This is a genomic window from Pauljensenia sp. UMB1177 (assembly GCF_030217965.1).
In the GTDB taxonomy this organism is placed as follows: domain Bacteria; phylum Actinomycetota; class Actinomycetes; order Actinomycetales; family Actinomycetaceae; genus Pauljensenia; species Pauljensenia turicensis_A.
Window position 1 is genome coordinate 150,584 of record NZ_JASOOV010000001.1, and the last position, 11,775, is coordinate 162,358.

At 58.6% G+C, this 11,775-nt stretch carries 11 protein-coding genes; 5 read left to right on the top strand and 6 right to left on the bottom strand.

All coding sequences use genetic code 11. The annotated features are described in order from the left end of the window. Positions 1–88 precede the first annotated feature (88 nt). Positions 89–1,039, top strand: coding sequence for a sugar-binding transcriptional regulator (locus QP442_RS00635; RefSeq protein WP_040318513.1), 951 nt, complete (start codon positions 89–91; stop codon positions 1,037–1,039). A 171-nt stretch (positions 1,040–1,210) separates the two neighbouring features. Here QP442_RS00635 and QP442_RS00640 read toward each other — a convergent pair whose 3' ends face one another. From QP442_RS00640 to QP442_RS00665, 6 genes are all read right to left on the bottom strand, one after another. Next, on the bottom strand, positions 1,211–2,803 hold the full coding sequence (locus QP442_RS00640; RefSeq protein ID WP_040318366.1) for a lysine--tRNA ligase: 1,593 nt from the start codon (positions 2,801–2,803) through the stop codon (positions 1,211–1,213). A gap of 190 nt (positions 2,804–2,993) precedes the next feature. After that, positions 2,994–3,416: an aspartate 1-decarboxylase gene (panD, locus tag QP442_RS00645; protein ID WP_442953365.1), complete on the bottom strand. Its 423-nt coding sequence runs from the start codon at positions 3,414–3,416 to the stop codon at positions 2,994–2,996. A 4-nt stretch (positions 3,417–3,420) separates the two neighbouring features. Beyond that, a complete protein-coding gene (gene panC, locus QP442_RS00650) occupies positions 3,421–4,353 on the bottom strand; it encodes a pantoate--beta-alanine ligase (RefSeq protein WP_040318365.1) in 933 nt (310 codons plus the stop codon). A 114-nt stretch (positions 4,354–4,467) separates the two neighbouring features. Next, positions 4,468–5,379: a Rossmann-like and DUF2520 domain-containing protein gene (locus QP442_RS00655; protein WP_103632694.1), complete on the bottom strand. Its 912-nt coding sequence runs from the start codon at positions 5,377–5,379 to the stop codon at positions 4,468–4,470. 145 nt (positions 5,380–5,524) lie between these two features. Further along, positions 5,525–7,198 (bottom strand): PH domain-containing protein, encoded by a 1,674-nt coding sequence (locus tag QP442_RS00660; RefSeq protein ID WP_103632693.1) that lies wholly within the window; start codon positions 7,196–7,198, stop codon positions 5,525–5,527. Next, positions 7,195–7,665, bottom strand: coding sequence for a PH domain-containing protein (locus QP442_RS00665; RefSeq protein ID WP_219810945.1), 471 nt, complete (start codon positions 7,663–7,665; stop codon positions 7,195–7,197). Before QP442_RS00665 ends, QP442_RS00660 begins: the two co-directional genes overlap by 4 nt. Positions 7,666–7,854: 189 nt before the next feature. Between QP442_RS00665 and QP442_RS00670 the strand changes: the two genes are divergently transcribed. The 4 genes from QP442_RS00670 to QP442_RS00685 all read left to right on the top strand — a co-directional run bounded on the left by QP442_RS00670 (position 7,855) and on the right by QP442_RS00685 (position 11,664). Continuing rightward, positions 7,855–8,565, top strand: coding sequence for a response regulator transcription factor (locus QP442_RS00670; protein WP_040318511.1), 711 nt, complete (start codon positions 7,855–7,857; stop codon positions 8,563–8,565). Between the two features lie 7 nt (positions 8,566–8,572). Next, positions 8,573–10,105 (top strand): sensor histidine kinase, encoded by a 1,533-nt coding sequence (locus tag QP442_RS00675; RefSeq protein ID WP_103632692.1) that lies wholly within the window; start codon positions 8,573–8,575, stop codon positions 10,103–10,105. A 167-nt stretch (positions 10,106–10,272) separates the two neighbouring features. Next, entirely contained in the window at positions 10,273–11,229 is a 957-nt protein-coding gene (locus QP442_RS00680) for an HD domain-containing protein (RefSeq protein WP_103632691.1), read from the top strand. 141 nt (positions 11,230–11,370) lie between these two features. Continuing rightward, positions 11,371–11,664 carry a WXG100 family type VII secretion target gene (locus QP442_RS00685; RefSeq protein WP_006680827.1) on the top strand — a complete coding sequence of 98 codons (294 nt, stop codon included), beginning with the start codon at positions 11,371–11,373 and terminating at the stop codon, positions 11,662–11,664. Positions 11,665–11,775 lie beyond the last annotated feature (111 nt).

Genomic DNA, 11,775 nt, shown 5'->3' on the forward strand with positions numbered 1-11,775 from the left:
GACATTCAACAGTTAGACCTGCACGCCTGTGCATGGCAGACTATGACACGTGACGATTCGTGACGAACAGGCTCATGAAGCCGCATCAATGTATTACCTCCAAGGCCAGACCATGGAGACGATCGCACGCCACCTTGGCGTATCACGCTCCTCGGTCTCTCGTTTACTGTCCTACGCGCGCGACACCGGCTTGGTTCGCATCTCAGTGAGCGCCGCTCCAGGACACAAAGGAACCCTTGCCGGTCAAATTTCTGAAATCTTCGGCGTACAGACGTCCGTTGTTCCGGTCCATGACGTCCACACCGAAGTCAACCGACTTCATAACGTCTCGCTTGTCGCGGCGGAACGTCTGGTCGACATGCTCAAACCCGGTGTCACCCTTGGCATCGCATGGGGCAACACGACCTCAGAGATCACCCGTTGTATGCCACGCGTCAACTTCCCCGGATCGACCGTCGTCCAGCTCAACGGGGCCGCGACCGCTACCGAGTCCGGCATGCCGTACGCAGACGCGATTATTTCCCGCGCAGCGCGCGCAATGGGCGGACGCATGGTCCACTTCCCCGTTCCCACGTTCTTCGACTACGCAGAGACAAAGAAGCAGCTCTGGCGCGAGCGCTCGGTTCAGACCGTGTTGAAGACGATTGACGACTGCGATATCGCTCTGTTCGGCGTCGGCTCACTTTCGGCACGCTTGCCCTCCCACGTTTATTCGGGTGGCTTCCTGGACACTGAAGAAATCGCAATGGCCCAGAAGGACGGCGTTGTCGGCGACGTCTGCACCGTCCTCCTGCGCGAAGACGGCTCAACAGACATGGAACTCAACAGCCGAGCTTCCGGGCCCAGCCCAGAGACTCTCCGCAAGATCCCGCGTCGCCTCTGCGTCGTAGCTGGTGCCTCGAAGGCGCTCCCGCTACTTGGCGCGCTGCGCGCACACGTCGCCACCGACCTCGTCCTTGACGATGGCGTGGCACGCGAACTGCTTGATCTGGTTCGCACTCGCGCGGCGCAGGCGCGTGGCCTCGCCCCTAGGCGCTAAGCCAGATCATACCCAGCCAAAAACCAAAGAAAAGTGGAGCTCACAACAATCGTGAACTCCACTTTTCTTTATCCAAGCAGACACCACACTCCGGTTGACAAGGACGTGTTCTAGGCGATCTGCGCACGAAGCCCATCAATGACAACGTTCAAGAGGCCGGTCCGGGAATGCTCAGAGCTTCTTGACCAGCGGGAACGTGATGGTCTCACGGATACCCTGACCGGTCAGAGCCATCAGCAGGCGGTCAAGGCCCATACCCATGCCACCTGCCGGTGGCATACCGTACTCCATGGCCATCAGGAAGTCTTCGTCCAAGACCATTGCTTCCGGGTCACCCTTTGCCGCAACAAGCGCCTGCGCTTCGAAACGCTCGCGCTGGATGACCGGGTCGACGAGTTCGGAGTAGGCTGTCGCCAGTTCGAAGCCTCGGACGTACAGGTCCCACTTCTCGACGATGCCCGGCTTGGAACGGTGTCCGCGGGTCAGCGGGCTGGAGTCTTCGGGGTAGTCGCGCACGAAGGTCGGCGCATACAGCTTGTCACCTACAGCGACTTCGAAGATAACCTCTGCGACCTTACCGGGACCCCAGTGGTCAGCAACGTCTTCACCGAGTTCTTCGGCGATCTTCACCAGTTCGTCCAGCGGAGTATTCACCGTGAACTCACGACCAAGAGCGTCAGCCGTGGCCTCGAACATCGAGATTTCTTTCCACGAACCCGAAAGGTCATAGGATGAACCGTCAGGCAGGGTGACGACCTCGGTGCCCAGGGCGTCGCGTGCCGCCTTCTGGATGAACTCACGGGTGCGACGAGCCATCGTGTCGTAGGAACCGTAGGCTTCGTAGGCCTCGAGCATCGTAAATTCGGGGCTGTGCGAAGAGTCCGCGCCCTCATTACGGAAGTTGCGGTTGATTTCGAAGACCTTGTCGACGCCGCCGACAACCGCACGCTTGAGGAACAGCTCGGGCGCAATGCGCAGGAACAGCTCGGTGTCGTAGGCGTTCATGTGAGTCGAAAACGGGCGTGCGGCCGCGCCACCGTGCAGGTTCTGCAGCATCGGCGTTTCGATCTCGATGAAGCCAGCTTCATCGAAGTAGTTGCGTAGCGACTTCACAACATTGGCGCGCATACGCACCATGTCGCGGGCGGCCGGGCGAACAATCATGTCGAGGTAGCGGCGACGAACACGCAGGTCCTCAGACAGGGACATTTCGGTGCCGTCTTCTCCGGTGTAGGTCTTCGGTAGCGGGCGGATCGCCTTTGCAGCGATCTGCCATGCGGGGACCGGGTCGCCTTCGTTGATGCCGGGCGTGAACAGGTCGGCGGGCGCGGTGCCAGGGCATGCCATGATCGACAGTTCGCCACGACGCGAGGAAATGACGCGACCGTGCACGAACAGGTGGTCACCAAGGTCCACGTCGGTCTTGTACTGAGCCAGCGAATCCAAACCGACCTCTGCGGCCGACAGCATGACCTGAATACGGTTGCCGGCGCCATCCATCAGGGTTGCGAAGCAGAGCTTGCCACCGTTGCGAGCAAGCATCACGCGACCGGCAATACCGACCTCGTCCTGAGTTTCTTCGCCGGTTTCAAGGTGAGCGTACTTTTCACGAACATCGGCGATCGAAGTGGTAATCGCCAGGACGACCGGGTAGGCCTGGCCTCCTTCGGCAAGCAGGCGCTCGCGCTTTTCTTGGCGGACACGCACCTGTTCGGGGGCGTCGTCGTTTTCCGGGGCAGCTGGGTTTGTATTCACGTCAGTCACCCTGCCAGTTTAACGGCATCACCGCACCCATTTCGCATAGGGAACGCGAGTGGGTGCAGTGCCACATCGCACAACGTCAGTTCGCGGATTATTCCACCTTGGCACTCGTATCGACGAGGCCGGACACTTCAACGTATGCCTATGCCACCGTTGCCCGTTTTAAAAAGGGACGCGGGGAGGGACAGAGGCACTACGTGCCGGACGACTTCAGGCCGAGTTCGCGAGCGCGATCAGAGTCTTCTGGAACCGTCCCCGCTGAGGACCCGACCTCGACAATATGGTTGTCAGCGTCAACGAATGCGACGGCGGGCTCCCAGCCTTTCACCATGGATTCTGGAACCTGGCAGTAGGCCATGATGATGACCAGATCGCCGAGGTTCACGAGGTGCGCAGCGGCGCCGTTGAGCTGGATGACACCGGAGCCTCGCGGACCGGCGATCGTGTAGGTGGACAGGCGATTGCCATTGTTCACGTCTGCAACGTCGACTTGTTGCCCGGGCGCAATGTTCGCCGCGTCCAGCAGCTCCTCATCGATGGTGATCGAACCGACGTAGTGCAGGTCAGCACCCGTGACGGTGGCGCGGTGGATCTTGCCCTGGATCATCGAGCGCATGATTTCACTCACCGGCATTCCCCTGTTCAACAGGCGCCACAAACGGCATATTGTCGATCAGGCGCGTGGCGCCAACCTTGACCGCGAGCAGCAGACGGTATTCGCGCTCCCCCGCCTGATTCAAGGTTGCGGGACGCAAGGAATCAGCCGACGTCAGTTCTGCCGATCCGTAGGCGCCCAGGATATCGAAGGTTCCATCATCAACCAGCGCGATGTAATCAATGTCGATATCGCCGGTCGCCTCGACGTGGCCTCGTATGACGTCAATAATCTGGGTGGCAGGTGCGCCCGCACGACCCGCTTCAACACCCAGCGTCAAGCTCTGGTTGAGAGCACGAGCGCGGACACGCTCTTCGTCGGACAGGTAGCGGTTGCGACTGGACAGGGCAACGCCGTCGGCGTCACGCACAATCGGAACGCCGATCACGGTCACCGGCACGTCGAGCTGGCGGAACACATGGCGCAACATCGCAAGTTGCTGAGCATCCTTTTCGCCGAACAGTGCAACATCTGGGCAAACGAGACCCATGACCTTCGTGCACACCAGCGCAACCCCACCGAAGTGGGTCGGGCGAGTCTTGCCTTCTAGGACGCGAGCAATCGGACCGGGATCAATCGAAACGGTGACGGGCTCGGGGTAGGCATCTTCGGGGCTCGGCGCCCACACGACATCCGCGCCCACGGTTTCAAGCGCGTCCATGTCCGCTTCGAGCGTGCGCGGGTAGGCGTCATAGTCCTCACCCGGAGCAAACTGCGTGGGGTTCACGAAAATCGTGACGATGACGTGGTCACCGTGCGCCTTCGCCTGTTTGACCAGCTCCAAATGCCCCGAATGCAGGGCGCCCATCGTCATCACCAGAGCACGCGAGCCGGTCAATGGCTTCAGCGCTGCGGCAAGTTCTTCACGCGTATGAGTGAGCACTGGTCGTTTCGTCATACTTCCATTGTCGTAGTAGGCAGACTCATATGCGACCTCTAAGGGCGAGTATTCCCCCACGTTTCTGACTGACGCACTGCCAATTCTGCGCCAACACGACGCGGACAACCAGCGTCAGAGCCCGCCTTCCATCAACGCCGTTTTAATCGAGTCGCACGCTCGATCACTCAGGTGGCCTCGTCGATAGAGGATGTCGGTCGCCTGATGCGCACGCGCGCGGTAGATATCCGCGAAATCACCCCCAGCATCACGATCACCGTCGGATGCGAGCAGGCCAGCCAGCGCTTTCACATGTTCAGCAATGACCTGCGTATCGCCGTTCGCAATCGGAGCCGCAAAAGCCCGCTCAATTTCAGACAGCGCTTTTTCTGCCGTTCCAGCCAGAAGCGAAGAAGCGAAGAGGGCGGGGTCCTCAATCCCAGCACGTTCAAGACCAGCCAACGACTGGACGACCGCCGTCACGATCCCAAGCGTGCCAAGCGTGAGCGCCGCGTGGACTGCCGGGCGAGCATCTTCGTCGACAACGATGGGTTCACCACCCATTTCCACAACCAGCGCCTGCGCGATCGGCAAGAAAGGTGCGGGCGCGCTGACAGCAAACGGAGTACCCGACAGACGCGGAATATCAAGGCTCATACCCGTGAATGTCATAACGGGGTAAATCGCGGTCGGAATCGCGCCATTCGCCTGCGCGGGCGCCAGAATCCCGGTTCCAAACGGACCGGCCAGATGACAGACGATCTGCCCCATTTTCCACGCGCCCATGTCGGCAAGGCCCTTGACCAGAGGCTCGATTTCTCCGTCGGGAACGGCCAGAATCACCAAGCCCGATGCGGCAATTACCTCGGTTTCATCCATGATCGCCACGCCCGGGAGCATCATCTCCGCACGCTCACGCTCAGCGTCCGTGTGCGCGACGACGCCGGCGATTCGATGCCCCACGGAACGTAGAGCGGAAGCGATGACAGGACCGACCGTCCCCATGCCGATGAGTCCGACGTCAAGCCTGCCTGGTTGCTCACTCACAATGTGCCGCCTTGAGTAGATGGTGTGCGCGGGCGCGCGTCTTCAACGGTAGTCGATATTCGCCCGCCGTTATTCGATCGACGAGGCCGCGCTCGATTCATCGGCTTCCAGCTGAACATCGGCGCGATCACAATCGAAGTTATCTTCACCTACGGTCAACGCTGCTTTCACACGAGGGGTCATCCTGTGGCGCGTAGACGCTCTGATCATCCTGACGGGCGTCAAGACCCTTCGTGACGCGCAGCATCCAGTGTTCCGCGGGCTCGCTGGCACGCTTCAGCTGAGACTTCGCACGGAGCTCTTCAAGCAAGGCAACGCCGGCTTCCTCATCAATGTGGCCTGCCAACTCTGGGGCACTACCTGGAACGATGGAAGCATTCACATCAACCAGCTGGCGCCTTTTCTCCCACGGACCTTGAATGATCGCCAGGGATTGAATCCGTTCCACGGGTATGAAACCGGTCTGCCAGGTCAGCCAGCCCTTGCGGATCACAAAGCACGTATCCGTCAGCGCGACTGCGCGACGCTTGTAAGAGAACCAATCAAACAGGCGCGCACGCATCGGAACGGGAAGGAATCCTTGCCCTTCGCGCGTTCCATTCAAAGCAGCTTCGATGAAAGCAACGGGGTCAGTCACACCCAAGTCACGGATCACCAGCCACAGAGCAAGCTCCGCGTCAGCGCGAGTGCCCACCGGCAAAAGAACGTCAGCGGAACGCTGAGACTTATCACTATCGGTTTTGCCACCGTAGCCAGCCTGCGTGATCTTCACGCGATACCAGCCGAAGCGACGCCAAAGCCACGGCTGTTGAACAAGAACAGCGTGGACACGACGTGGCGGAATCGTCTGATTACGGGTTTCCAGAAGACCCGAACGAGTGCGAATACCATCCGGGGAAACGGCTGCAGTGAAGTTAAATTCGCCTGCGAAACGACTCCAGATTGCAGCGACGGCAGCAATAATACCTGCAAAACCAGAGAAGATACCCGCCGTCCCCTCAATTCCGACTTTGATCAGCAAAACAACCGACATGACCAAGATGGCAAGCACAACCAGGATCGCAATGATCATGCCCATATTCGTCACCAGCGAAGCAACAAGCCTGCCCACAGGAACCGTGTACAGGACTCGTTCGGGAGCGACCACCGGACGCTGAGGAACCAAGGCACCGGCCTGTTCCGATGACGGTGTCTGATCGATGGAGCCGGCCTCGTCCCCCGATCCGATGGCGGAATCAGACTGAGGCGCATCCTCCACAGAAGCGGAAGTTGGCGAAGAGTAGACGCCGGCAGCGCGCGCCAAGATTTCAGCGCGCACATCATCCAATTCCTGTGTTTTAAGGAAACCGAATTCAACATTCGACTGTCCGCCACCGGCAACCTCAATGTTGATCTTGCCTAAGCCGAAAATACGCCCCAGCAACGGATGATGAATATCGACCGCCTGAATGCGATCCAGGCGAGCGTGCTTCAACGTTTTCACGAAGATGCCAGCGCGGTAATACACGCCTTCGTCGACAACGGCGAAAGACGTGAACTTCCACGAGAAGTACGAAAACAGCGCGATCGCAAGAAAAATCAAGAAGGCCGAACCGACAATGACACCAACGACCAGCGAGAGCGTCTGATGGCGAACAAAATCAGAATTCGCAATATCGGCAACCGTGTCGAAATTCTGATAGGTGACAACCGCAAGCAGAGCCACGATCGCCTTCCACGCATGGATAATCGGAGATGCCGGGTGCAGTTTGCGCCACTGCTCGTCGGAGACACCGCCCTGCGTGGCGCGCAAAGGGGCGGATTCATTCGATTTATTCACAGGCCAGCCAATTCCGCCGTGCCACGCTCGGCAAGCATGTCGCGAAGGCGAGCGGCTTCAGCAACCGGAACACCGTTCAACGTCGCATCCGTCGATGCGGACGCCGTATGAATCTTCAGCTCTGCGATGCCGTAGTGGCGAGCAATTGGACCTTCAGAGAGTTCCACATACTGAATACGACCGTAAGGAATCAACGTCAGACGACGGAACATAATGCCCTTGCGGATCAAAAAATCGTCATCGCCCGTGCCAAATGCCATCGCGCGAACCTGACGGTGAATAATCGCCAGCGACCAGACCATCATGATGACAACAACCGCGAATCCGATCCACCACCACTTCGAAACGAGAACCGCGAGCGCGACTCCGCCGGCGAGCAGAGGCAGGAACGTCAGAATCGTCGTGATGATGCGGACCTGGGCAAGCTTGGGCGATACGGAGTGGAACTCCACATCGGGTGGGCTCATTGGATCGAGCATCGCTGGTCCTTTCGGGGTTCCCTCATGTGTGTTCTTGGAGTTCTATCGTGCCATATACACAGGTCGTTGATAAGTGCTGAGTAAATGGTGTGGCACAGAAACGGGCTTTTATACGCACACATGCGACTCTCGCAAACCATTCAGGAAACATTCAGAAATATCAGTCACACTATGGATATGACACGCACAGGCACTGAGGAAGAAGCTCGCCTGCTCGTCGTTGACGACGAGCCGAATATTCGCGACCTTCTGGCATCATCACTTCGTTTTGCCGGATTCGATGTCCTGACCGCGGAAGATGGCCACTCCGCCTACCGTATCGCCATGGACGAGGCCCCTGACCTGATCGTTTTGGACGTCATGTTGCCAGACATGGACGGATTCACCGTGACCCGTCGCCTGCGCGAAGCAGGAGCGACAGTCCCCGTTCTATTCCTGACCGCACGCGACGATATGCGCGACAAGATCCAGGGTCTGACTGTCGGTGGCGACGACTACGTTACTAAGCCCTTTGGCCTTGAAGAGGTCGTTGCCCGTATCCGCGCCATCTTGCGACGCACCATCGGCTCCGACGAAGACGATGGCAAGCTCCGCGTCGGCGACCTGATCATTGACGAGGATGCGCACGAGGTCAGCCGTGCGGGCGTCGAAATCGACCTGTCCCCCACAGAGTTCAAGCTTCTTCGCTACCTGGTGATCAATGAGGGACGCGTCGTGTCGAAGATGCAGATCTTGGATCACGTGTGGGAATACGACTGGGGTGGAGAAGTTGCGATCGTCGAATCGTATATCTCCTACCTGCGTCGCAAGTTGGCAGTCGAAGGTGCGGGCGGCGAACTGATCCACACCAAGCGCGGTGTCGGATACATCCTGCGCGCCGACGACTGAGGAATACATGAGTAGCTCCTCGGGACCGCTTGGCCACCTGCGTACTTTTTGGGAACGTCGTCCCCTCTCTACTCAGCTGGTCACCCTGATTACAACCCTGTTGGCTCTGGGGCTGATCATGTCTGGAACGGTCATGGTAGGCCTCCTGCAACGCCATCTGGTGTCTCAGATTGACGAACAGTTGCGCGTCACGGCGAGCTCTTTCATTCGAGGCGAAAACACGTCGATTAAAGACGGCACCTCGGGTCTACCAACCCTGTATTACATTCACGCACGCTCCATAAGCGGCGACGATACGACCTACTACTACCCGGGAACGTTGGAAACATCGGGAACACCCGTGATCCCGGATCTGCTTGCAACTGCGCAGATTTCGGAAACCTCCGACGAGATCACTAACCCCATTACCGTGCCCTCGACTAAACTGGGCTCCAACTGGCGCGCGGTCGCTTTCCCGTTCTATGCGTCCTCCACGGCAAACACGCCCCTGGGCACCATGACGATCGCTCTTCCTCTGACAGACGTTCAACGCACCCTGCGCACCACGGGCACCTACTTCTCGATCGCCGGTGTTGTCATCGTCTTCGTCGGCGCATTCCTGGGCCACACTTTGGTTCGCCGTTCCCTGCTTCCCCTGAGAGAAATCGAATCGACCGCGGGCAAGATTGCGGCCGGCGACCTCACACAACGCGTTCCTTCCCAACCGGGAAGCACCGAAGTCGGATCTCTGTCCCTGTCGCTCAACGCGATGCTGACCCAGGTTGAGCAATCATTCCACGCTCGACAAGTGTCAGAACAGAAGATCCGTCGCTTCGTGTCTGATGCATCCCACGAACTACGCACGCCACTAGCCGCGATCTCCGGCTACTGCGAGCTCTACTCCATGGGTGGCGTTCCCGATGAACGCGTCGACGAAGTCATGGGACGCATCCAATCAGAATCAACGCGCATGGCCTCACTGGTCGAAGACCTGCTGACCCTGGCTCGCTTGGACGAGGGACGCCCCCTTGAAATCACCGATATCGACTTGGTGAAACTTGCCGGTAACGCCGTATTTGACCTGCAGGCACTGGACCCCACTCGTTCCGTTGCCCTGACGTCTCTCAGCGGACACAAACCACCCATGACACTGGTGACGCAAGCCGACCGCGACCGCATATCGCAGGTATTCACCAACCTCATTGGCAATATCGTCCGTTACACCCCCGCGGGCTCACCCGTCGAAATCGCACTCGGCAAAACAGGAGACACGGCTGTCGTCGAATTCCGCGACCACGGTCCCGGCATCGCAGAAGCAGACCAATCGCGAGTCTTCGAACGCTTCTACCGCGCCGACACGTCACGTGCTCGCACACAGGGAGGCTCCGGCCTTGGTCTTGCCATCATCGCCGGCATCATCAATGCCCACCGCGGCAACGCCACACTGAGCAAAACTAAAGGAGGCGGACTGACCGCCCGCATTGAACTCCCGCTCCTCTACTCCCCCACGGACACGAACCCGGATACACCAGCCATCAGCCCCACCGACGTAGAAAAGTAGCATCCAGACCGGTAGGCCCCACGCACCCAGCGCGCCTGTCACGCGCTTCTTTCACTTCGAGAACGCGCAGGCCCCCTCAATCCACAATGAGACGTAGGCCACCGAAAATGCCTTATTCCTATCCCCTGAGTATGATTTCGGCATATCCCTAAAACAGGAGTGAGCGTATGGGTGCTGGAGCACCACAATGGCTTATCAGCTCGTTTACTGACGCCATGATTGAACTCGGCACAACCGCCTCGGTTGACCGACTAACTCAAGAAGCGCACGCACTTGTCGAAGAATGGTCCGACGAGCGCCTGGCTCTGCATAACCTGCATCATCTGATTAACGTTCTTACGCGCATCGATGAGCTCTCTGCAACCACGCACGACCCAGACGTCCTCCGCGTCGCCGCATGGTACAGAGGGGCAACCCTCAACCGTTGCATCGCGGTGAAACTCAAGGGCATCGACCCGCAGGCGACCGTCAACGAATGCGTCGCCAACACCGCCGAGCACATGGAATCGCTCGGCGTCAGCGAAGACGTGACAAACCGTATCGGTGAACTCATCGGATACCTCGCCAAGCACCGCGCACCGCGTGACGATGTGGACGCCCAGGTACTGGTGGATGCCGACCTCGCACTGCTGGCCGGAAGCCCACAGGAATACAAGAAGTACCGCGAGAAGCTACGCAACGAACTCGCCGACCTGGAAGAAACTCCCTTCCTCAAAGCACGCCGCGCACTGATTATCAAGCTCCTGTCCTACGACCCGCTCTACCAGTCACCACTGGGAAGCGCGTGGGAAGACGCCGCCCGTTTCAACCTGGAAGTCGAACTAGCAAAAATCAACTCCGCACTCTGCCAGTGCGGTGACAACAATGACGATGCCGACGACACGGATGATTCCGACGACACCCCCGAAGAGGATCTCACCACAACCGGCACCATCATCTTAAAGCGACGCCATCTGAAGAAGAACGTTGCTACGGTCGAAACTCCGGCAGACGAACTCACGATGACCGGCACCCTGCCGAAGATCGTCATTCCTACAGAGCCTATCGCTCCAGAAGACGATGAAACAACGTCGTCCCTTGAAAGCGCGATCGAAGCAATGGATCTGCCGGCAAACCCGGCATAAGCCAGACTTATCCACATTGTGTGTGGGTGACACTTATCCACAATTGAGCGCTCGCCCGGTTTCTGCTTCGTCCTTTCTTTCCTAGCGTGGGCGTACGCACCATTTTTCAATGTGCGTCACCACGATTGGAAAGGGATTCTCATGGCAGTTTTCACCGTCGATTCTTCGCAAATCTCAGCGAGCGCTATGCGCGTCAGTGTCCTCAGCAACGAAATCCGTTCGCAGATTCAGACGATGCTCGCAGACCTACAGGCCTTGGAAGGCTCATGGACAGGCGCTGCGCAAGCAAATTTTCAGACATGCGTCGCTTCCTGGCAAGCCACACAAGCGCAGGTCGAAGCATCTTTGGACACGATCGGATCTCATATGCAGATTGCAGCCCAAAGCTACGAAGACGCCGAGGCCGCGAGCGCAGGCCTTTTTGTGGGCGCATAAGCCATATTTCACGCTCTCACGGAAGCGTCTGATGGGCTTGTCTACTGGCGTTTGCTCCAGGTGCCAACATCAGACGCCTGAGTAATGCCGATGGTTCCAAAGACACGCCTG